Annotated in this window: 19 protein-coding genes; 11 read left to right on the top strand and 8 right to left on the bottom strand. The window is 54.4% G+C overall.

Annotation, left to right across the window (positions count from 1 at the left end):
* Positions 1 to 5: 5 nt before the first annotated feature.
* Positions 6 to 1,892, top strand: coding sequence for a pyruvate dehydrogenase complex dihydrolipoyllysine-residue acetyltransferase (aceF, locus tag G163CM_RS13935; RefSeq protein ID WP_231825369.1), 1,887 nt, complete (start codon positions 6 to 8; stop codon positions 1,890 to 1,892).
* A 202-nt stretch (positions 1,893 to 2,094) separates the two neighbouring features.
* A complete protein-coding gene (lpdA, locus tag G163CM_RS13930) occupies positions 2,095 to 3,519 on the top strand; it encodes a dihydrolipoyl dehydrogenase (protein WP_015965895.1) in 1,425 nt (474 codons plus the stop codon).
* 123 nt (positions 3,520 to 3,642) lie between these two features.
* On the opposite strand, the gene G163CM_RS13925 is transcribed toward lpdA, so the two are convergent.
* The gene (locus tag G163CM_RS13925; protein ID WP_231825368.1) at positions 3,643 to 4,434 is read right to left on the bottom strand and encodes a DUF2950 family protein; all 792 of its coding nucleotides are present in this window, start codon (positions 4,432 to 4,434) and stop codon (positions 3,643 to 3,645) included.
* 11 nt (positions 4,435 to 4,445) lie between these two features.
* Entirely contained in the window at positions 4,446 to 6,116 is a 1,671-nt protein-coding gene (locus G163CM_RS13920) for a DUF3300 domain-containing protein (protein ID WP_231825367.1), read from the bottom strand.
* A gap of 386 nt (positions 6,117 to 6,502) precedes the next feature.
* Between G163CM_RS13920 and acnB the strand changes: the two genes are divergently transcribed.
* The gene (gene acnB, locus G163CM_RS13915; RefSeq protein ID WP_231825366.1) at positions 6,503 to 9,100 is read left to right on the top strand and encodes a bifunctional aconitate hydratase 2/2-methylisocitrate dehydratase; all 2,598 of its coding nucleotides are present in this window, start codon (positions 6,503 to 6,505) and stop codon (positions 9,098 to 9,100) included.
* A 273-nt stretch (positions 9,101 to 9,373) separates the two neighbouring features.
* On the top strand, positions 9,374 to 9,736 hold the full coding sequence (gene yacL, locus G163CM_RS13910; protein WP_231825365.1) for a protein YacL: 363 nt from the start codon (positions 9,374 to 9,376) through the stop codon (positions 9,734 to 9,736).
* Positions 9,737 to 9,810: 74 nt separating this feature from the next.
* Here yacL and speD read toward each other — a convergent pair whose 3' ends face one another.
* From speD to G163CM_RS13895, 3 genes are all read right to left on the bottom strand, one after another.
* The gene (speD, locus tag G163CM_RS13905) at positions 9,811 to 10,599 is read right to left on the bottom strand and encodes an adenosylmethionine decarboxylase (RefSeq protein ID WP_231825364.1); all 789 of its coding nucleotides are present in this window, start codon (positions 10,597 to 10,599) and stop codon (positions 9,811 to 9,813) included.
* Positions 10,600 to 10,619: 20 nt separating this feature from the next.
* Positions 10,620 to 11,480, bottom strand: coding sequence for a polyamine aminopropyltransferase (speE, locus tag G163CM_RS13900; RefSeq protein WP_231825363.1), 861 nt, complete (start codon positions 11,478 to 11,480; stop codon positions 10,620 to 10,622).
* Positions 11,481 to 11,583: 103 nt separating this feature from the next.
* Positions 11,584 to 11,931, bottom strand: coding sequence for a YacC family pilotin-like protein (locus G163CM_RS13895; RefSeq protein ID WP_015965884.1), 348 nt, complete (start codon positions 11,929 to 11,931; stop codon positions 11,584 to 11,586).
* A gap of 146 nt (positions 11,932 to 12,077) precedes the next feature.
* Between G163CM_RS13895 and cueO the strand changes: the two genes are divergently transcribed.
* Positions 12,078 to 13,637 (top strand): multicopper oxidase CueO, encoded by a 1,560-nt coding sequence (gene cueO / locus G163CM_RS13890; protein WP_231828380.1) that lies wholly within the window; start codon positions 12,078 to 12,080, stop codon positions 13,635 to 13,637.
* A gap of 38 nt (positions 13,638 to 13,675) precedes the next feature.
* Here cueO and G163CM_RS13885 read toward each other — a convergent pair whose 3' ends face one another.
* Positions 13,676 to 16,066, bottom strand: a complete 2,391-nt coding sequence (locus tag G163CM_RS13885) for a glucose/quinate/shikimate family membrane-bound PQQ-dependent dehydrogenase (protein ID WP_231825362.1) — start codon at positions 16,064 to 16,066, stop codon at positions 13,676 to 13,678.
* Between the two features lie 205 nt (positions 16,067 to 16,271).
* Between G163CM_RS13885 and hpt the strand changes: the two genes are divergently transcribed.
* Positions 16,272 to 16,808 (top strand): hypoxanthine phosphoribosyltransferase, encoded by a 537-nt coding sequence (gene hpt / locus G163CM_RS13880; protein WP_015965881.1) that lies wholly within the window; start codon positions 16,272 to 16,274, stop codon positions 16,806 to 16,808.
* Positions 16,809 to 16,902: 94 nt separating this feature from the next.
* Here hpt and can read toward each other — a convergent pair whose 3' ends face one another.
* Entirely contained in the window at positions 16,903 to 17,565 is a 663-nt protein-coding gene (gene can / locus G163CM_RS13875) for a carbonate dehydratase (protein ID WP_149463140.1), read from the bottom strand.
* A 105-nt stretch (positions 17,566 to 17,670) separates the two neighbouring features.
* Here can and G163CM_RS13870 point away from each other — a divergent pair, with 105 nt between their 5' ends.
* From G163CM_RS13870 to G163CM_RS13855, 4 genes are all read left to right on the top strand, one after another.
* Positions 17,671 to 18,597 (top strand): ABC transporter ATP-binding protein, encoded by a 927-nt coding sequence (locus G163CM_RS13870; RefSeq protein WP_015965880.1) that lies wholly within the window; start codon positions 17,671 to 17,673, stop codon positions 18,595 to 18,597.
* Positions 18,594 to 19,364, top strand: coding sequence for an ABC transporter permease (locus G163CM_RS13865; RefSeq protein WP_015965879.1), 771 nt, complete (start codon positions 18,594 to 18,596; stop codon positions 19,362 to 19,364). The genes G163CM_RS13870 and G163CM_RS13865 overlap by 4 nt, the downstream gene beginning before the upstream one ends.
* Before the next feature lie 103 nt (positions 19,365 to 19,467).
* Complete coding sequence (locus G163CM_RS13860; protein ID WP_015965878.1) at positions 19,468 to 19,908, top strand: PTS sugar transporter subunit IIA; 441 nt, start codon at positions 19,468 to 19,470, stop codon at positions 19,906 to 19,908.
* Positions 19,909 to 19,969: 61 nt separating this feature from the next.
* The gene (locus G163CM_RS13855) at positions 19,970 to 21,217 is read left to right on the top strand and encodes a polysaccharide deacetylase family protein (protein ID WP_231825361.1); all 1,248 of its coding nucleotides are present in this window, start codon (positions 19,970 to 19,972) and stop codon (positions 21,215 to 21,217) included.
* A 5-nt stretch (positions 21,218 to 21,222) separates the two neighbouring features.
* Here the strand turns inward: G163CM_RS13855 and panD are convergent, their stop codons facing one another.
* Entirely contained in the window at positions 21,223 to 21,603 is a 381-nt protein-coding gene (gene panD, locus G163CM_RS13850) for an aspartate 1-decarboxylase (protein ID WP_015965876.1), read from the bottom strand.
* Positions 21,604 to 21,877: 274 nt separating this feature from the next.
* Here panD and G163CM_RS13845 point away from each other — a divergent pair, with 274 nt between their 5' ends.
* Positions 21,878 to 22,828: an Rpn family recombination-promoting nuclease/putative transposase gene (locus G163CM_RS13845; protein ID WP_231825360.1), complete on the top strand. Its 951-nt coding sequence runs from the start codon at positions 21,878 to 21,880 to the stop codon at positions 22,826 to 22,828.
* The last annotated feature ends 24 nt before the right edge of the window (positions 22,829 to 22,852 follow it).

The raw sequence follows: 22,852 nt of genomic DNA, 5'->3' as shown, positions 1-22,852 counted from the left end.
GAATAATGGCTATCGAAATCAATGTACCGGATATCGGGTCTGATGAAGTTGAAATCACCGAGATCCTGGTCAAAGTTGGCGACAAAGTTGAAGCTGAACAGTCGCTGATCACCGTAGAAGGCGACAAAGCCTCTATGGAAGTTCCGTCTCCGCAGGCTGGCGTCGTCAAAGAGATCAAAGTCTCTGTCGGCGACAAAACCGAGACCGGCAAACTGATCATGATTTTCGATTCCGCCGACGGTGCAGCTGATGCTGCACCTGCCAAGGCAGAAGAGAAGAAAGAAGCGGCTCCGGCAGCAGCACCTGCTGCGGCAGCGGCGAAAGACGTTCACGTACCGGACATCGGCGGCGACGAAGTAGAAGTCACCGAAGTGATGGTTAAAGTCGGCGACACCGTTGCGGCTGAGCAGTCTCTGATCACCGTTGAAGGCGACAAAGCCTCTATGGAAGTGCCGGCACCGTTCGCGGGCGTGGTTAAAGAGATCAAAATCAACACCGGCGACAAAGTGTCTACCGGCTCGCTGATCATGGTCTTCGAAGTGGCGGGTGAAGCAGGCGCTGCGGCTCCGGCGAAAGCGGAAGCTGCTCCGGCGGCAGCTGCTCCGGCAGCATCCGGCGCGAAAGACGTTAACGTTCCAGATATCGGCGGCGACGAAGTTGAAGTTACCGAAGTGATGGTGAAGGTTGGCGATAAAATCGAAGCCGAACAGTCTCTGATCACCGTAGAAGGCGACAAAGCCTCTATGGAAGTTCCGGCTCCGTTCGCGGGTACCGTAAAAGAGATCAAAATCAGCACCGGCGATAAAGTCAAAACCGGCTCCCTGATTATGGTCTTCGAAGTGGAAGGCGCTGCGCCTGCTGCGGCTCCGGCTGCTGCACCGGCTCAGGCGGCTGCCGCTCCGGCACCTGCGGCAGCTCCGGCTCCGGCGGCGAAAGCTGAAGGCAAGTCTGACTTCGCAGAAAATGACGCTTACGTCCACGCAACGCCGGTGATTCGTCGCCTGGCACGCGAATTCGGCGTGAACCTGGCGAAAGTGAAGGGTACGGGTCGTAAAGGCCGTATCCTGCGCGAAGACGTTCAGGCTTACGTGAAAGACGCGGTGAAACGCGCGGAATCTGCACCGGCAGCTGCGGCTGGCGGCGGCATTCCGGGCATGCTGCCATGGCCGAAAGTGGACTTCAGCAAGTTCGGCGAAATCGAAGAAGTGGAACTGGGCCGTATCCAGAAAATCTCTGGTGCTAACCTGAGCCGTAACTGGGTGATGATCCCGCACGTTACGCACTTCGACAAAACCGATATCACCGATCTGGAAGCGTTCCGTAAACAGCAGAACGCCGAAGCTGAGAAGCGCAAACTGGATGTGAAATTCACCCCGGTTGTGTTCATCATGAAAGCGGTTGCCGCGGCTCTGGAACAGATGCCTCGCTTCAACAGCTCTCTGTCCGAAGATGGCCAGAAACTGACGCTGAAGAAATACATCAACATTGGTGTGGCGGTTGATACCCCGAACGGCCTGGTGGTTCCGGTCTTTAAAGACGTGAACAAGAAGAGCATCACCGAGCTGTCTCGCGAACTGACCACCATCTCCAAAAAAGCGCGTGATGGTAAGCTGACGGCTGGCGAAATGCAGGGCGGTTGCTTCACTATCTCCAGCATCGGCGGCCTGGGTACGACCCACTTCGCACCGATTGTTAACGCGCCGGAAGTGGCTATCCTCGGTGTCTCCAAATCGGCGATGGAGCCGGTATGGAACGGGAAAGAGTTTGTACCGCGTCTGATGATGCCTATCTCTCTCTCCTTCGACCACCGCGTGATCGACGGTGCTGATGGTGCACGCTTTATCACCATCATCAACAACACACTGTCTGACATTCGTCGCCTGGTGATGTAATCGAAAAAGCCGGCCTGACGGCCGGCTTTTTTCTGATAATCTCTTCGTAGTTTTGGGGTTATTAGCAACAAAGGACAAAATCGTTTGCCGTTTGTTGTTTCAAAATTGTTAACAATTTTGTAATATAAACGCGGATAGAACGTCCCGGTGGATATGGGCGACAAGAGTACCCAGGACCGCCGGAAATAATTAAGAGGTCATGATGAGTACTGAAATTAAAACTCAGGTCGTGGTACTTGGGGCGGGCCCGGCAGGCTACTCTGCTGCTTTCCGTTGCGCGGATTTAGGTCTGGAGACCGTCATCGTAGAACGTTACAGCACCCTCGGTGGTGTTTGTCTGAACGTCGGCTGTATCCCTTCTAAAGCACTGCTGCACGTAGCAAAAGTTATTGAAGAAGCCAAAGCACTGGCTGACCACGGTATCGTCTTCGGCGAGCCGAAAACCGATATCGACAAGATTCGTACCTGGAAAGAAAAAGTTATCACCCAACTGACCGGTGGTCTGGCCGGTATGGCTAAAGGCCGTAAAGTGAAAGTGGTTAACGGTCTGGGTAAATTTACCGGGGCCAACACCCTGGAAGTGGAAGGCGAGAACGGCAAAACCGTGATCAACTTCGACAACGCGATCATCGCGGCGGGTTCCCGTCCGATCGAACTGCCGTTTATTCCTCATGAAGATCCGCGCGTGTGGGATTCCACCGATGCGCTGGAACTGAAAGAAGTACCGAAACGTCTGCTGGTTATGGGCGGCGGTATCATCGGTCTGGAAATGGGTACTGTGTACCATGCGCTGGGTTCAGAGATTGACGTGGTTGAAATGTTCGACCAGGTTATCCCGGCTGCCGACAAAGACGTGGTGAAAGTCTTCACCAAACGCATCAGCAAGAAATTCAACCTGATGCTGGAAACCAAAGTGACTGCCGTTGAAGCGAAAGAAGACGGTATTTACGTTTCCATGGAAGGCAAAAAAGCGCCTTCTGAAGCACAGCGTTACGATGCCGTGCTGGTGGCAATTGGCCGTGTACCGAACGGTAAAAACCTCGACGCAGGCAAAGCAGGCGTGGAAGTGGACGACCGTGGCTTCATCCGCGTTGACAAACAGCTGCGCACTAACGTGCCGCACATCTTTGCTATCGGCGATATCGTCGGTCAGCCGATGCTGGCGCACAAAGGTGTTCACGAAGGTCACGTTGCCGCTGAAGTTATCGCCGGTAAGAAACACTACTTCGATCCGAAAGTTATCCCATCCATTGCCTACACTGAACCAGAAGTGGCATGGGTTGGCCTGACTGAGAAAGAAGCGAAAGAGAAAGGCATTAGCTATGAAACCGCCACCTTCCCGTGGGCTGCTTCTGGCCGTGCTATCGCTTCCGACTGCGCAGACGGTATGACCAAACTGATTTTCGACAAAGAATCTCACCGTGTTATCGGTGGTGCGATTGTCGGCACCAACGGCGGCGAGCTGCTGGGCGAAATCGGTCTGGCTATCGAGATGGGTTGTGACGCGGAAGACATCGCGCTGACCATCCATGCTCACCCGACGCTGCACGAATCTGTTGGCCTGGCCGCAGAAGTGTACGAAGGTAGCATCACCGACCTGCCAAACCCGAAAGCGAAGAAGAAGTAAGTTTCTGCGCGACGGTGCCTGATGGCGCTTCGCTTATCAGGCCTACGATGGGTAGGCCGGATAAGGCGTCAGCCGCCATCCGGCAAATAAAAAGCGGCTAATCAGCCGCTTTTTTTGCGTCTGTTACTCCTCCGGCTGCCACGGCGCTGCCGCGTCAAAGCGGGTTATTGCCGCCACTTTCTCCGCTGTTTCCTCACCGAAGTCTGCCTGATAGACCCGATCGTCCTGACTGACGATAAAACTCATCACCCCCGTTTCCCCATACTCTACCGGCCAGGCGATGAGCGCGAAACCGTCGGATTGGTTACTGTCGATAATGCGAAAACGGTAGCCGTGATAACCTTCACCCGGCGCTACCGGGCTGAACGCTGGCCCCAGCGGGCTTGGTGCTTCGCCGGGTTGCATCGGCCAGTAAAGTCCATCCTGCTGGCCTTCGCTGCTGATAAGCTTGCTGGCGTAACGTTGTTTTCTCAGGTGATAATCTTCCTGCGCATCAACGTAGGCATGCATTGCGCCAATCGCCGAAAGCTCGTTGCGCCCGATGGTGCGGGTAATGATTTCATCCTGTGCCGCCTGCATATCAAAATGCCATCCTGCCTCGGTTTTGACGATAGGCAAAGGCAGTTGCCAGCTGTCAGTACCGACATTGATATGGGCGGTATCGCCTTGTTGATCGATACGGTGGCTGATTTTCCAGTCTCGCTCAAAGCGGGCGACGGCTTCCGGGTCAGCGCCATCAGGTGGTAAGAAGTGCCGCCAGTCATCGCCCAGCAGCGCGTTAAGCTGCGGTTCATTACGGGTGGTCACCGCGTCGGCAAAAGCCGTTGCGGCATCGAGCGGGTTAGCAAACTGCTGCTGGGCAAAACTTACCAGGGGAAGCGAGAACAGCAGCGTGCTGAGAAGGATCTTTTTCATAGTGCGCTCTCTTATCGACGGTGGAATTCACGCTGCCCGGCAGCACGTTCGCGAACGGCTTCCCGGTTGCTACTACGCACAACGTTGCGGCTCTGCTGCCCGCGCTGCGCCTGCTGCTGCCAGGATGGCCCACGGCTTTCGTTGCCGCTAAAAACGTTCGCATTTCGCGTATTCACATGCTGGCGAACGTTTTCCTGCCGCTGCTTGCGTTGCTCTGGCGTAGTACTGCTGCGACGTTGCTGCACCGCTTCATGGCGTTGCTGGCGCTGTTCCGGCGTGGTGCTGTTGCGACGCTGCTGCACGGCTTCCTGGCGCTGTTGGCGTTGTTCCGGCGTGCTGTTATTCAGCCGCTGCTGCATCTGCGCTCTTGATGCTTCACGCTGAGTGGACGTGCGCGGCGTGTCGTAACCACGGTAGTTATCACGTTGGGCAATTTGCTGTAGCTGTTTTGAAGCGGCCTGACGCTGCGCATCTTTTGGCGCGGTGGCGATCGGCTGCGACGGCGTTTTAATGCCGCCCTGCGACAGTTTGTCCATGGCCGCCTGGCGCTGGCTGTCGCGGTTCACCGGCGTTTGAGTTGCGCTCAGGCCACCCGGTACGTTGGTCCGGTGGAACTGATTTGCCACGGTGTTATTAGGGTACGGTACCTGATTGCGGTACGCCGAATTATGCTGCCAGCGCAGGGTTTGCCCGTTTAAATTCTGACCCGTGATGTGATTGAAATTATTGACATTAATATTGATGTTATCGCCATTATGGTTATAACCGTCCCGGTGGTAATCATCATCGTCATGGTGATGATGATGGTCGTCGTCATCGTCCCAGTCGATATTGCTGAACAGCGCATAGGTGGTGGCGACGCCCAAACTGTAGCCAAAGCCTTTCACCAGGCTATTGGTAAACTCTTCGCCGGGAGAAGGTGGAATATAAACGGGCGGGTAGGCGGGCGTCGGCCAGGTGCCGTACACCGTTGACGGGTTGTAGCTTGGTACGTACACCACCTGCGGGTCGGCAGGCTCGATTTTAATCACCGTTGACGACGATGCCGGAGCCGATTTTTGCACAGTCGATTGTGTGGCTGGCGCAGAGGTTGAGGCCGGGTCCACCACCGTTTTCGGCACGCTGGTGACAGTTTGTTGCGGCGTCGATTTTAACGAGCCGGTTTGCTGCGCCAGCGCACGCAACTGCTGTACGGCGTTCATGACATCCTGCGGCTGCGCCAGGAAAGCATTCCCCAGATTTTCTACCCACACCGGGTCCTGACCCATCATGGTCATCAACGTTGGGAAGGCGACCAGCGATTTAACGCTGGCATCCCACGGCTGATCCGACACGCCCTGAATGGCGGCATCACCTTGCAGGGACGGATGATCCTTCGACCACTGCACCGCCTGAACCACGTTCGCCGGATAGGTGGCGGCCATCAACACCTGCGACAGCAGGGCATCAGGGTAGAGCGCAATCGGCGCGACCCACTGGTTTATTTGCGCGGGGGTATAGGTGGTTTTCACCTCAGGTGCGGCTTCCGGCGCGGGCGTGGTCACCGGTGTGGCAACGGCTGTTGCGGGCACGGGCGCAGGTACTTCTGGCGTGCGGCTTTTAACGTACAGCGTACCGGCAGCAGCAAGCAATCCCGCGCTGCATATCAGCGCGAGCACATGAGGCTTAAAGGGCAGATTCATATTTATACTCCCGATTTCGGAAGAAATCGTCAGGTCGAAGCGCCTGCATTCGGCAGGTACGATGAAGCGTGAGTATAAAGAGACGATAGTTTAATTTTTGACTAATCTTGGGATAAATTGCACAGATGAATAATCAAGGCAGGGAATTATGTGAGCAAACATTGCAGCTAAAAATTCCCCGTTTAAGGGAAGGGTACTGTTTATAGACCATCCTTAACGATTCAGCCAATATTTTATGTTGCTTTTTTGTAAACAGATTAACACCTCTCTAAAATCCTGCTATTCTGCCCATTGCGGTATCCGGCATACCCCCTACAAACTGCTGTCTCACAGGAGCGTGAAGAAGAGCCGACCGCATATGACAATGAGAGCGAGGAGATACCGTCGTGCTAAAAGAATACCGTGAGCACGTAGCTGAGCGTGCAGCCGAAGGGATTGTTGCTAAACCCCTGGACGCAACCCAAATGGCCGCGCTGGTTGAGCTGCTGAAGAACCCGCCTGCTGGCGAAGAAGAATTCCTGTTAGACCTGTTGATTAACCGTGTACCGCCGGGCGTTGATGAAGCTGCTTACGTCAAAGCCGGATTCCTTGCTGCTGTCGCCAAAGGCGAAGCGACTTCCCCGCTGATCACTCCTGAAAAAGCTATTGAACTGCTGGGCACCATGCAGGGCGGCTACAACATTCATCCGCTGATCGACGCGCTGGACGATGCGAAACTGGCGCCGATTGCTGCCAAAGCGCTCTCCCACACCCTGCTGATGTTCGATAACTTCTACGATGTAGAAGAGAAAGCGAAAGCGGGCAACGCTTACGCGAAGCAGGTGATTCAGTCCTGGGCTGATGCCGAATGGTTCCTGAGCCGTCCGCCGCTGGCTGAAAAAATTACCGTTACCGTCTTCAAAGTGACCGGTGAAACCAACACCGATGACCTCTCTCCGGCACCGGATGCGTGGTCGCGCCCGGATATCCCGCTGCACGCGCTGGCGATGCTGAAAAACGCCCGTGAAGGGATCGAACCGGATCAACCAGGCGTCGTTGGCCCGATCAAACAAATCGAAGCTCTGCAACAGAAAGGTTTCCCGCTGGCTTACGTGGGCGATGTTGTCGGTACCGGTTCTTCGCGTAAATCCGCGACCAACTCCGTGCTGTGGTTCATGGGTGACGATATCCCGCATGTGCCGAACAAGCGCGGCGGCGGTCTGTGCCTGGGCGGCAAAATTGCACCTATCTTCTTCAACACCATGGAAGATGCGGGCGCACTGCCAATTGAAGTGGACGTAAATGACCTGAACATGGGCGACGTGATTGACGTTTACCCGTTCAAAGGCGAAGTGCGTAACCACGAAACCGGCGCACTGCTGGCAAGCTTTGAACTGAAAACCGACGTGCTGATTGATGAAGTGCGTGCTGGTGGTCGTATCCCGCTGATCATCGGTCGCGGTCTGACTACCAAAGCGCGTGAATCTCTCGGCCTGCCGCATAGCGATGTGTTCCGTCAGGCGAAAGACGTGGCGGAAAGCGACCGTGGCTACTCGCTGGCGCAGAAAATGGTTGGCCGCGCCTGTGGCGTGAAAGGCATTCGTCCGGGCGCATACTGCGAACCGAAGATGACTTCTGTTGGTTCTCAGGACACCACCGGCCCAATGACCCGTGATGAGCTGAAAGACCTGGCGTGCCTGGGCTTCTCGGCTGACCTGGTGATGCAGTCTTTCTGTCACACTGCGGCGTATCCGAAGCCGGTTGACGTCACCACGCACCACACTCTGCCGGACTTCATCATGAACCGTGGCGGCGTGTCGCTGCGTCCGGGCGATGGCGTCATCCACTCCTGGCTGAACCGTATGCTGCTGCCGGACACCGTGGGTACAGGTGGTGACTCCCATACCCGTTTCCCGATTGGTATATCCTTCCCGGCGGGCTCCGGTCTGGTGGCGTTTGCTGCTGCAACTGGCGTCATGCCGCTGGATATGCCGGAATCCGTTCTGGTGCGCTTCAAAGGCAAAATGCAGCCTGGTATTACTCTGCGCGACCTGGTTCACGCCATTCCGCTGTATGCCATCAAACAAGGTCTGCTGACCGTTGAGAAGAAAGGTAAGAAAAACATCTTCTCTGGCCGCATCCTTGAAATTGAAGGTCTGCCGGATCTGAAAGTCGAGCAAGCGTTCGAACTGACCGATGCGTCTGCTGAGCGTTCCGCTGCGGGTTGTACCATCAAGCTGAACAAAGAACCGATTATTGAGTACCTGAACTCCAACATCGTTCTGCTGAAGTGGATGATTGCCGAAGGTTATGGCGATCGTCGTACGCTGGAACGTCGTGTTCAGGGCATGGAAAAATGGCTGGCGAATCCTGAGCTGCTGGAAGGTGATGCAGATGCAGAATACGCGGCGGTGATCGACATCGATCTGGCCGATATCAAAGAGCCGATTCTGTGCGCGCCGAACGATCCGGACGACGCGCGTCTGCTCTCTGACGTGCAGGGCGAGAAGATCGACGAAGTGTTTATCGGCTCCTGCATGACCAACATCGGTCACTTCCGTGCTGCCGGTAAACTGCTGGATGCCCACAAAGGTCAACTGCCAACGCGCCTGTGGGTGGCTCCGCCAACCCGTATGGATGCCGCGCAACTGACGGAAGAGGGCTACTACAGCGTCTTCGGTAAGAGCGGTGCGCGTATCGAGATCCCGGGCTGTTCACTGTGCATGGGTAACCAGGCGCGTGTAGCAGACGGCGCGACGGTGGTTTCCACCTCGACCCGTAACTTCCCGAACCGTCTGGGTACCGGCGCGAACGTCTTCCTGGCTTCTGCGGAACTGGCCGCTGTTGCCGCGCTGATTGGCAAACTGCCGACGCCGGACGAGTATCAGACCTACGTTGCACAGGTGGATAAAACCGCTGTCGACACCTATCGCTATCTGAACTTCGATCAGCTTTCTCAGTACACCGAGAAAGCGGACGGGGTGATTTTCCAGACTGCGGTTTAAGGTTTTAGCCTGCGGTGAAAAGCCACTTCTTTGGAAGTGGCTTTTTTTTGCCGGATGGCGGCTGCGCCTTATCCGGCCTACAAAAAGTACCCGTAGCGCCATCCGGCACCGTTATGCTCAGAAGTTGACCCATCGCCTCTCTTTTCGCCACAGAGAGGCACTTTATTTCCATTCCTTCAACCCGCTCCGCTTTTATTCTTCCTGTCGACTGCGATAATTACAGCATGGGTACAATGCAGCGCTGACGCATTGCCTTTGCAGAGGAAGATGATTATGGATTACGAATTTCTGCGCGATGTTACCGGAGGGGTAAAGGTGCGTATGTCGATGGGCCACGAAGTGGTCGGTCACTGGTTTAATGAAGAAGTAAAAGAGAATCTGGCGCTGTTGGATGAAGTCGAAGAGGCGGCGAGCGCAGTCAAAGGCAGTGAGCGCTCCTGGCAGCGGGCAGGCCACGAATACACGCTGTGGCTGGATGGCGAAGAGGTGATGATCCGCGCAAACCAGCTGGAGTTCACCGGCGATGAAATGGAAGAGGGGATGAACTACTACGACGAAGAGAGTTTATCCCTGTGCGGCGTCGAAGATTTTTTACAGGTGGTGGCGGCGTATCGCGATTTTCTGAAGCAGCGGTAAGCATTGCCGGATGGCGCTTCGTTTGTCCGGCCTACAAACCCAACGTGGCTGTAGGCCGGATGGTTGCTCTGTGTTCAGGCAATATTGCGCGCGTAATAAATCTCGCGCATCTCCTTCCATAGCGCAGCGGTAATTTCTTCGCGCTCGGTGTCGGTTAAATCTTCCGGTTTTGTGTGGAACATGTAGTGTTTCAGGTCGAACTCTTTAAGCATCATCTTGGTGTGGAAGATGTTCTCCTGATACACATTCACGTCAACCATGTCATACAGCGACTTCATGTCATCCGACATAAAATTCTGAATCGAATTAATCTCATGATCGATAAAGTGCTTCATGCCGTTGATATCGCGGGTGAAACCGCGCACGCGATAATCAATGGTGACAATATCGGATTCCAACTGGTGGATGAGGTAGTTCAGCGCGTTCAGCGGTGAAATGACGCCGCAGGTCGAGACTTCGATATCCGCTCGGAAGGTACACAGCCCGCTTTCCGGGTGGCTTTCTGGGTAGGTGTGTACGCAGATGTGGCTCTTATCGAGATGCGCCACCACGGCTTCGGGCAGCGGGCCGGGGTGCTCGGTTTTATCAATCAGTTTTGGGTCGACGGGTTCTTCGCTCACCAGAATGGTGACGCTCGCGCCCTGCGGTTCGTAATCCTGACGGGCGATGTTGAGAATGTTCGCGCCGATGATGGAACAGGTTTCTGACAGGATCTCGGTCAGACGATTGGCATTGTAGAGTTCATCGATATAGGCGATGTAGCCATCGCGCTCTTCTGCGGTTTTTGCATAGCAGATATCGTAAATACAAAAACTCAGGCTTTTGGTCAGGTTGTTAAAGCCGTGCAGCTTCAGTTTTTTCAATTTTCCTCACCCCCTTAGCGTCACTGTGCGGACAGTGCGTCATGTAGATATTGCGGCAGCGCGAACGATGCGGTGTGAATAGCCGGGTTGTAGTAGCGACACGCAAGCTTCGCGGTGTGGAAGCGCGCCTGGATAATCTCAGTCGATAAATGACGCAGTGCAGGGTTATCGGTCGCCCAGGCGAAGGTCATAATGCCGCCGTAATAGGTAGGAATTGCCGCCTGATAGAAACTGACATCCGCAAAGTAGTGGCTCAGTTTGCGATGGCTGTCGAGGGCTTCATCCTGCTGGAGGAAGCAAACGCCGTTTTGTGCCACAAAGACACCGCCGGGGTTCAGGCAGCGTTTGCAGCCTTCATAGAACGCCGAGGTGAACAGGCTTTCGCCGGGGCCAATCGGGTCAGTGCAGTCGGAGATAATCACGTCGAAGGTTTTCGCCGTTTGAGTGACGAAATTCACGCCATCATCAATCACCAGCGTAAAGCGCGGGTCGTCATAGGCACCGGCATTGTGATTGGGGAGATACTGGCGACAGAAGGAGACTACGCCTGCGTCGATTTCCACCATGGTGATGGTTTCAATATTCTTATGACGGCTGACTTCACGCAGCATCGCGCCATCGCCGCCGCCGATAATCAGTACATGCTTCGCCTGGCCGTGGGCCAGCAGCGGAACGTGGGTCATCATTTCGTGATAGATAAACTCATCGCGCTCGGTGGTTTGCACCACGCCGTCCAGCGCCATTACGCGGCCAAAGGCGGCGTTCTCGAAAATGATCAAATCCTGGTGATCGGTTTTCTCATGATAAAGCACGTTATCCACGGCAAAGTACTGACCAAACTGGTCATGCAGCGTTTCATGCCACACGGTGTTATCGGACATCGCTTGACCCCTCCATTGTTAACACCTTTGAAACAGGCGCAACATCATAGCTAACAATGACCGTGGGCGCACGGTCGTTTTTTCAGCCGGAAGGTAGAGAGAGTTACTTCACGTAGGCGAGCAGGCTCAGGGAGTCGCGAGCCAGCGATTTGCATTTTTTCGCCGTCGGGATGCCAATACCGCTGAGATCGCGATAGCTGTCTTCGCCAAGCGATTTCATGTCGAAGGTATCGTAGTTGCTGAGATCCCACTGATTTTGCTGGGCAAAGAAAACGAGGGCACGACGAATCTGGCCATTCGGTAGATTTTGGTAACCACAGTCGTTTTTCAGGAACACAAACACCGCAGTGAGATCGGCCATGTCTTCTGCTTCAGACTCGCTTAATGCATAGCTGTGGCTGGACGTGGCTAACAGACATCCAAGCAGCATTGTACGGAAAAACGTCTTCATTTCTTCTACCTTACCTCGTCGAGATTCAACGTTAGCACACTTCCAGACGGGACGCAGAGCCTTTTTCAACGCTTCTTACTTGACCTTACCGCAAGGGTAGGGTTTAAGCTCAAATATTCACCCGCAGCCAGCAAAAGGATGTAATGATGCACCGTCGTGAATTTCTAAAATTGAGCGCCGCCGTCAGCGTGGCAAGCGCATTACCGCTCTGGAGCCGCGCAGTTTTCGCCGCCGATCGTCCCGCACTTCCCATCCCCGCGTTGCTCGCCGCCGATGCGCGCAGCCAGGTGACGCTCACCGTTCAGGCGGGGAAAACGCAGTTTGGTGCGAAAAGCGCCACGACATGGGGTTATAACGGTAACTTACTGGGCCCGGCGATTCAGTTGACGAAGGGTAAACCCATCACCGTCAATATTCATAACCAACTGGCGGAAGAGACCACCGTTCACTGGCACGGCCTTGAAGTACCCGGTGAGGTAGACGGCGGCCCGCAGGGCATCATTAAACCTGGCGGTCAGCGTACGGTGACCTTCACGCCCGATCAACGTGCGGCAACCTGCTGGTTCCACCCGCATCAGCATGGCAAAACGGGGCATCAGGTAGCGATGGGGCTGGCGGGGCTGGTCTTGATTGAGGATGACGATATTCGTCGTCTGATGCTGCCAAAACAGTGGGGTATCGATGATGTGCCGGTCGTTATTCAGGATAAAAAATTCAGCGCCGACGGTGAAATTGACTATCAGCTCAATGTAATGACTGCCGCCGTCGGTTGGTTTGGCGACACGCTGCTGACCAATGGCGCCATCTACCCGCAGCACGCCGCACCGCGCGGCTGGCTGCGCCTGCGCCTGCTTAACGGTTGTAACGCGCGTTCCCTGACTATTGCTGCCAGCGACAACCGCCCGCTGTATGTGGTGGCAAGCGACGGCGGTTTGTTGGCCGAACCTGTCAAAGTGACGGAATTGCCGATGCTGATGGGTGAACGTTTTGAAGTGCTGGTCGAGACCCGCGACGGGAAGCCGTTTGATATCGTCACGCTGCCGGTCAATCAGATGGGAATGGCCGTTGCGCCATTCGATAAAGCGCATCCGGTTCTGCGTGTACAGCCGGTCACCATCAACGCATCGGGTGAGTTGCCGGATATGCTGTCATCACTGCCTGCTCTGCCGTCATTAGACGCCCTGACCGAACGCAGGCTCCAGCTTTCTATGGACCCGATGCTCGATATGATGGGTATGCAGGCACTGATGGAGAAATACGGTACGGGCGCGATGGGGAATATGCGTCACGGCGAGATGATGGGCCACGGGCATATGAATCATGGCAACATGGGGAATATGAATCATGGCGGCGGAGAGTTTGACTTCCACAATGCCAACCGTATTAACGGCAAAGCGTTCGACATGAACACGCCGATGTTTGCCGCCAGTAAAGGGCAGTATGAGCGCTGGTTTATCTCGGGCAAGGGCGACATGATGCTGCACCCGTTCCACATTCACGGGACCCAGTTCCGCATTGTGTCGGAAAACGGCAAGCCGCCTGCGACCCATCGTGCAGGTTGGAAAGACACGGTTCGCGTGGAGGGGGATGTCAGCGAGGTGTTAGTGAAGTTTGACCACGATGCGCCGAAAGAGTACCCCTACATGGCGCACTGTCATCTGCTGGAGCATGAAGATACGGGGATGATGTTAGGGTTTACGGTATAAGAAAGAAGCCGGGGGCGCAGCGCCCCCGGCAATATGTATTACTTCACATCTTCCGGCAACGCATACGCGACAATATAGTCGCCCATCTTCGTACCAAATGAACCATGACCGCCTGCGGAGATGACAACATACTGCTTGCCATTCGCTTCATAGGTCATCGGCGTCGCCTGACCGCCTGCCGGTAAACGGCCCTGCCACAGTTTTTCACCGTTGCTCATGTTGTACGCGCGCAGATAGTTATCGGCGGTTGCCGCGATGAACAGAACGTTACCGGCGGTGGAGATAGGCCCGCCCAGCATTGGCATCCCCATATTAAACGGCACCGGAACCGGCATCGGGAACGGCATGCTGTCCTGCGGGGTACCGATACGTTTTTTCCACACGACTTCGTTGGTTTTCAGATCCAGCGCTGAGATGTAACCCCAGGCCGGCTGTTTGCACGGCAGACCAAACGGCGACAGGAACGGGTTCAGCGTAACGCCGAACGGCACGCCGTACTGCGGCTGAATACCGGCTTCGGTACCGCTGCCTTTCGCGTCTTTTGGCGGCTCCATCGGGTTGCCTGGGCCGCGCGGGATCAGTTTAGAGACAAACGGCAGCGCCATTGGGTTGGCAATGGCGACCTGACGGTTTGGATCCACGGAGATACCGCCCCACTCGAACATCCCCAGGTTACCTGGGAACACCAGCGTGCCCTGCTCAGACGGCGGGGTGAAGATGCCTTCATAGCGCATCTGGTGGAACATCACGCGGCACACCAGTTGGTCGAACATGGTGGCGCCCCACATATCCGCGCCGGTCAAATCTTTCTTCGGACGGAAGCTCAGTTCAGAGAACGGCTGCGTTTTGGTGACGTAATCGCCTTTCGCCGCGCCCTGTGGAACCGGTTTTTCCGGAGCCGGAACAACCAGTTCGCCGTTACGGCGATCGAGCACAAAGATGTTGCCGGTTTTCGCCGGAGCGTAAATCACCGGCACTTTCTCGCCTTTCACGGTGATATCCGCCAGCGTCGGCTGGGACGGCATATCCATATCCCACAGATCGTGGTGAACGGTCTGGTAACTCCACACCAGTTTGCCGGTAGTGGCGTTCAGCGCCACGATGGAGCTGGCATAGCGTTCCTGTTCCGGCGTACGGTTGCCGCCCCAGATATCCGGGGTGGTTACGCCCATCGGCAGATAGACCAGATCCAGCTTCGCGTCATAGGCCGCAGGGGCCCACGAGTTTGGTGAGTTGAAGGTGAAGGTGTGTTCATCCGACGGTATAGCGTTCGGATCTTTCGCGCCCGGATCAAAGGCCCACAGCAGTTTGCCCGTGTTGACATCAAAACCGCGAATAACGCCGGAGGTTTCACGGGTTGAGAAGTTATCGGTCACCGAACCAGCTATCACGATAGTTTTATCGGTAATAATCGGTGGAGAGGTCGGTTCATACAGGCCCGGTGTGGTATCCGGCATGTTGGTTTGCAGGTTGAGGATACCTTTGTTGGCAAAGGTTTCGCACAGCTTGCCGGTTTCAGCGTTGACCGCAAACAGACGACCATCATTCACAGGCAGAATGATACGACGTGGACAGTCGGCTACCACTTCCGGGCTCGCTGTTTCAGCGCGCGCTTCGTGGTATGAAACACCACGGCAGGTGACGTGCTGGAAGCTGGAATTGGAATTCAGTTGTGGGTCGAAATGCCACTTCTCTTTCCCGGTGGCCGCATCAAGCGCGAACAGACGCTGGTGGGCGGTACAGAGATAAAGCATGTTGCCGACTTTAATCGGCGTCACTTCGTTGGTCAGCTCACCCGGATCGTCTTCGCGCTTCAGGTCACCCGTGCGGAAAACCCAGGCTTCTTTTAACTTGTGAACGTTCTCGGCGTTGATCTGCTTGAGGGGGGAGAAACGCTGGCCTTCCTGATTACGACCATAGGCTGGCCAGTCTTGATCGGCCACGGTGGAAATCGGCTCGGCTGGGGTTGCATCAGCACTCAGCGTACCGTTCACTTCCTGCGGGTCATTGAAGCCAGCCCAGGTCAGGATGCCGCCGCTAATCAGCAGCGCGACAACCAGCGCGGCAACGGCCCCGCCGGAAGGGATAATCAAGCGACGCCAGACAAAGGGCAGAATCAGCCAGATACCGAAGAAGACCAGAATATCGCTGCGGGGGGTCAGCGCCCAGAAGTCAAAGCCGACTTCCCAAACGCCCCAAATCATGGTCGCCAGCAGGAAAGCCGCATATAACCAAAGCGCCGCACGCTTGCCGCGCCACAGCATCGCTGCAACGGCCAGCATCACCAGACCTGCAATAGGGTAGTACCAGGAGCCGCCAATGGCGACCAGCCAGCCTCCTCCGATGAGAAGATAGAGCCCACAGATAGCCGCAAAAACGGCCGTGAGCACCACGAGTAATCGTGGTTGTTGTGAATTTGTTTCTGCCATAGAGAATACTCGCGTCAGTTTGTTAATTATTGCTTTCAATTGATTATAGGATTTAACAAGTGTGACGGGTATCACAAAATTTGCTTTATTATCCAATTCAGCGGAGAAATCGATTTGCTGGTATACTGTCGCGCTTGCCGAACGACGTCCGGGCGTAGCGCCGGGGGGTCGAAAGATTTACCTATAAAATCATATGGTTAGTTTTATGAAACATACTGTGGAAGTGATGATCCCGGAAGCGGAGATCAAAGCGCGTATCGCTGAATTGGGCCGTCAGATTACTGAGCACTATAAAGACAGTGGCAGTGAAATGGTGTTAGTGGGTTTGCTGCGCGGCTCATTTATGTTCATGGCTGACCTGTGCCGTGAAGTGCATGTCTCCCACGAAGTCGATTTTATGACGGCTTCCAGCTACGGCAGCGGTATGTCCACCACCCGTGACGTGAAGATCCTTAAAGACCTGGATGAAGACATTCGCGGTAAAGATGTTTTAATCGTGGAAGACATCATCGACTCCGGGAATACGCTGTCGAAAGTACGCGAAATTCTCAGCCTGCGTGGGCCGAAATCACTGGCTATCTGTACGCTGCTGGATAAACCGTCCCGCCGCGAAGTGAACGTGCCGGTTGAGTACGTGGGCTTTGCCATTGAAGACGAGTTTGTGGTGGGTTATGGTATCGATTACGCACAGCGTTATCGCCATCTGCCGTATGTCGGGAAAGTGGTCCTGCTGGACGAGTAATAAAAAAGCGAAACGCCTGATGGCGCCTCGCTTATTCAACCAACCTGTCCTGAGCCGGGTGAGGCAATGACGCCGCCCGGCTTTTTAACAGATGTTACTTGTGGTTAGCGTGTTTCAGCTTGAGGTTGGAAATCCCGTGGCGATAGCGCTGCTCCAGGGTTTCGCGGTTGGTTGCCGTCACATCGAGATCGCGCAGCAGGCCGTCGTGAATACCGTAGGCCCAGCCGTGAACCGTCACTTTCTGCCCACGTTTCCACGCTGACTGCATAATGGTAGAGTGACCCAGGTTATACACCTGTTCCATTACGTTCAGTTCGCAAAGCGTGTCCAGACGGCGCTCCTGCGGCATTTCGCCTAACAGTGAACTGTGTTTGAACCAGATATCGCGAATGTGCAGTAACCAGTTGTTGATAAGGCCGAGCTCCGGGTTTTCAACCGCTGCCTGAACACCGCCGCAGCCGTAGTGGCCGCAAATGATGATGTGCTCAACTTCCAGCACATCCACCGCGTACTGAACCACGGAGAGGCAGTTCAAATCGGTGTGAATGACCAGGTTGGCAACATTTCGGTGAACAAATAATTCGCCCGGCTCAAGGCCGGTTAAACGTTCGGCGGGAACGCGGCTGTCGGAACATCCAATCCATAGAAAGCGCGGTTTCTGCGCTTGCGCCAGTTTCTCGAAAAATCCGGGGTCCTCTTCCACCAGCATTTTTGACCATAGTTCATTGTTGCTGATGAGTGTATCTATGTCTTTCATGGAGGTTAACGACCTGTAACCAAGTAAGTGCGTTGCGCTAATATAGGTCAACTCGACTTTTTTTAAAACCATACATTGAACGCAAGAATTCAAAAGAGATATTCAATGACCATTGCACTGGAACTAAAACAGCTTAAAAAAACCTATCCTGGGGGCGTCCAGGCACTGCGCGGAATCGACCTGCAAGTGGAAGCCGGAGACTTCTACGCGCTGCTCGGGCCGAACGGTGCGGGTAAATCGACCACTATCGGCATCATCAGTTCGCTGGTGAACAAATCGTCGGGATCTGTGAGCGTGTTTGGCTACGATCTGCAAAAAGATGTGGTCAACGCCAAACGCCAGCTAGGCCTGGTGCCGCAGGAGTTTAACTTCAACCCGTTTGAAACCGTGCAGCAGATTGTGGTGCATCAGGCGGGCTATTATGGTGTTGAACATAAAGATGCCATTGAACGCAGCGAAAAGTATTTAAAACAGCTCGATCTGTGGGAAAAGCGTAACGAACGTGCGCGTATGTTGTCCGGTGGGATGAAGCGTCGTTTGATGATTGCCCGCGCGTTGATGCACGAGCCAAAACTGCTGATTCTTGATGAACCGACGGCGGGCGTGGATATCGAACTTCGCCGCTCAATGTGGGGCTTTTTGAAGGATTTAAACGACAAAGGCACCACAATCATTCTTACCACTCACTACCTGGAAGAAGCTGAAATGCTGTGCCGCAACATCGGCATCATTCAGCACGGTACGCTGGTGGAAAATACCTCGATGAAGAATCTGCTTTCTAAACTGAAATCGGAAACCTTCATTCTGGATTTAGCGCCGAAGAGCCCGCTGCCGACGCTCGAAGGCTATCAGTATCGACTGGTCGACACCTCAACGTTAGAAGTGGAAGTGCTGCGTGAGCAGGGGATCAACAGCGTATTCGCTCAGCTTAGCGCGCAGGGCATTCAGGTATTAAGTATGCGTAACAAAGCGAACCGACTGGAAGAGCTGTTTGTCTCGCTGGTCCATGAAAAACAAGGAGAGCAGGCATGATGCAGCTTTATTGGGTGGCGCTGAAAAGCATCTGGGCGAAAGAGATCCACCGTTTCATGCGCATCTGGGTGCAAACGCTGGTGCCGCCGGTCATCACCATGACCCTCTACTTTATTATCTTCGGTAACCTGATTGGCTCGCGTATCGGTGAAATGCACGGCTTTAGCTATATGCAGTTTATTGTGCCGGGGCTGATCATGATGTCTGTTATCACTAACGCCTATGCCAACGTCGCCTCTTCATTCTTTAGCGCGAAGTTCCAGCGCAATATTGAAGAGTTGCTGGTGGCACCCGTACCGACGCATGTGATCATCGCCGGTTATGTCGGCGGCGGCGTGGCGCGTGGTCTCTGTGTCGGGATTCTGGTGACCGCAATCTCCCTGTTCTTTGTGCCATTCCAGGTACATTCATGGGTATTTGTCGCGCTAACGCTGATTCTGACAGCGGTGCTGTTCTCGCTGGCGGGCCTGCTAAATGCGGTCTTTGCGAAAACCTTTGATGACATCAGCCTGATCCCGACCTTTGTGCTGACGCCGCTGACCTATCTTGGCGGGGTGTTCTACTCTCTGACGCTGCTGCCGCCGTTCTGGCAGGGGCTGTCGCATTTGAACCCGATCGTCTACATGATCAGCGGTTTCCGCTACGGATTCCTCGGCATCCATGATGTGCCGCTGGTGACCACTTTCGGCGTGCTGGTGATCTTTATCGTCGCCTTCTACATGCTCTGCTGGTATTTGATTCAGCGTGGGCGTGGCCTGCGTAGCTGATACGCCATTCCCCCGGAGCTTCCGGGGGAAAAATTAGAGCGTTATCACCGATATCTCGCGTTATTCCCGCTACAGTATGCTTTTGCCAGGGAGGTAAGCAGCAATGTTAGGTTGGGTAATCGCCTGTCATGACGATAAAGCAGAGGAACTGCTGGAGCGTCTGGAGAAAAAGTTTGGCCCGCTGGCTCAGTGCCGGGCGGTGAATTACTGGCGCGGAATGAGCTCTAATATGCTCAGCCGTATGATGTGTGATGCTTTGCATCAGGCCGATTCCGGCGATGGCGTCATTTTCCTGACCGATAAAACCGGTGCAGCACCTTATCGCGTTGCGGCTTTGATGAGCCATAAGCACGATCGCTGTGAAGTGATTTCCGGCATCGATTTCCCCTTACTCGCTCAGTACTATCCTTTGCGGGAAACACTCAGCAGCGAGGCTTTTCGTAATGCGATTGTCGATCGCGGCCCGGCAGGCGTCAGCAGTCTTTGGCACCAGCAGCAAAAGAATCCTCCCTTTGTCCTGCTGCATGATGCGTATAAATATTAACCGTAGTTATTGATGTCGCTTTTGTTACAATAGCGACAGTTTTTTGCTGCGGTTCTTATCCATGTTGATGCGCTTTGTATTCGTGCTGACGTTGTTGCTTTCCGGCAACGCGGCTGCTGCTCTGACAGCCCCACAAGGGCTTCCTCCTCGCTATATGCAAACCACTGAAGATGCGGCTGTTTGGGCGCAGGTTGGGGATCGTGTCATTACGGTGGGCAATATTCGCGCCGGGCAAATCCTCGATGTGGTGTCCACGGCGGCGGATTACTATGAGTTTCGCTTCGGGTTCGGTACCGGATTTATCGATAAAGATCATCTTGAACTGGTACAGGGGCGGCAGCGCGTCGAGGACGGGCTGGGGGATTTGCATCGCCCCTCCAGCAATCAGAACCTGATTACCTGGAAAGATACGCCGGTGTATAACGCGCCGGACGCGGGAAGCGCGCCGTTTGGTACGCTGGCGGAGAATCTGCGTTATCCGATTCTGAACGCGCTAAAGGGGCGCCTGAATCAAACCTGGTATCAAATCCGCATTGGCAATCGGCTGGCCTACGTCAGTTCGCTGGATGCACAGCTGGACAACGGCATCCCGATGCTGACCTATCATCACATCCTGCGCGATGAAGAAAATACGCGCTTCCGCCACACCTCCACCACCACCTCGGTGCGTGCTTTCAACAACCAGATGACCTGGCTGCGCGACAGGGGCTATACCACTCTGAGTATGTATCAACTGGAAGGCTACGTGCGTAACAAAATGAATCTTCCGGCGCGGGCGGTGGTGATCACTTTTGATGATGGCCTGAAATCGGTCAGCCGCTATGCGTATCCGGTGCTGAAACAGTACAATTTTAAGGCGACCGCGTTTATTATCTCGTCACGCATCAAAGCGCATCCGCAAAAGTGGGACCCGAAATCGCTACAGTTTATGAGTATTTCTGAACTGCGCGGTATTAAGGATGTGTTTGATTTTCAGTCACATACCCACTTCCTGCATCGTGTTGATTACTCTCGTCATCCGATATTGTTGAGCCGCAGTTATCACAATATTCTGTTCGACTTTAAACGCTCGCGCCGGGCGCTGGCGCAGTTCAACCCGCACGTGCTGTATCTCTCTTACCCCTTTGGCGGCTATAACGCCACGGCGGTACAAGCGGCAAACGACGCAGGGTTCCATCTGGCGGTGACGACGGTGAAAGGGAAGGTGAAGCCGGGGGATAATCCGTTCCTGTTAAAACGACTCTACATCTTAAGAACGGATTCACTGGAGACGATGTCGCGGCTGGTCAGCAACCAGCCGCAGGGGTAGGGCAATCAGGCAACCTGAACCGGAATCGCTTTCGCGGTGCGTTTCATCTCGTTGTCGCCTTCAAAGTAAGCGACTTTCGGACGCCAGGTGCGGGCCTCTTCATCCGGCATGGTGACGAAGCTTGCGATGATCACAATATCGCCCACTTCGGCGCAGTGTGCTGCCGCACCGTTGACGGAGATGATGCGGGAACCGCGCTCTGCCGCGATCGCGTAAGTGGAAAAACGCTTACCATTGGTCACGTTCCAGATATCAATGGCTTCGTTTTCAAGAATACCGGCTGCGTCGAGAAAATCCTGGTCAATGGCGCAAGAGCCTTCGTAGTGCAGGTCAGCCTGGGTCACTTTGACGCGATGGAGCTTACCTTGCAGCATAGTGCGAATCATAACTTCTACCTTTCTACCATAACGATAACAAAGCTGATGTGAATATCAGCTTCAGGAAATTCCTGGCAGTATTGCCCGATTTTTGTTGGGTGTCTACTCATCTGGTGTCGTTTCTTCGCACAGTTTGCGTACAGCTGCGAGAAACTGACGGTAATGAATGTATGCCTTTGATTTTTATCCCGAGCCTGCTCGAGGTGCTAACAATACCTGGCTGACGCCGCGCAGTGGTTCCAGCGATACTGCGCGCACAGGATGAATAGCAAAGGTCGGGAAAATGGAAACAGTCGCCACTATGCCGCATGATGCGGTATTCAAAAATTTTTTGACGCACACCGATACAGCACGAGATTTTCTGGATATTCACTTGCCGGAGGAAATCAAAGCGATTTGCGATCTGAGTACGCTCACGCTGGAATCCGGAAATTTTGTCGAAGAGAGTTTACAGGAGCAGTACTCTGACGTGCTTTACTCCGTATCGATGCAGGGACATCCAGGTTATCTGCATATTTTGATAGAGCACCAGAGCACGCCGAGCAAGAAAATTGCCTTTCGGATGATGCGCTATGCGATTGCCGCGATGCACCGCCATCTCGAAGCGGGGTTTCAGCAGTTACCGCTGGTGGTACCTATCCTTTTCTACCAGGGAAAAACATCGCCTTACCCCTACTCGATGTGCTGGATGGATATGTTTGCCTCGCCGGAACTGGCGCGACGCCTTTACAGCGAACCTTTCCCGCTGGTGGACATTACCACCATACCGGACGATGAAATTATGCAGCATCGCCGCGTGGCCATACTCGAACTGCTGCAAAAACATATTCGCCAGCGCGACTTAATGAAAATGCTGGAGGATCTGGTCACCCTTTTAAGCGCGGAGTACACTACCGAAAGTCAATTAATCACGCTGGTAAACTATATGCTGCTGCGTGGTCATACTGACCAGCCGAAAATATTCTACCGTGAACTGGGAAGGCGCTTGCCGAAGGAGAAAACAATGGGGACTGTTGCTGAGTGGCTTGAAGAGCAGGGAATATTGAAGGGATTAGAACAGGGTATACAGCAGGGCATGCAGCAAGGTATACAGCACGGCATGCTACAAGGGGAAAGCAATGCCACGCATCGGGTTGCGACCCGTATGCTGAAAAGCGGCATGTCGCCAGAGTTCGTTGCGGAGATGACCGACTTAACCCGCGAAGAAATCGACAAAATCCCCGACTGGCGCTAACCGTCGTCAGCGCCAGTATTGGTC

It is taken from the genome of Pseudocitrobacter corydidari (genome assembly GCF_021172065.1).
In the GTDB taxonomy this organism is placed as follows: Bacteria; Pseudomonadota; Gammaproteobacteria; order Enterobacterales; family Enterobacteriaceae; genus Pseudocitrobacter; species Pseudocitrobacter corydidari.
This window is presented reverse-complemented; position numbering and strand designations above follow the sequence as displayed.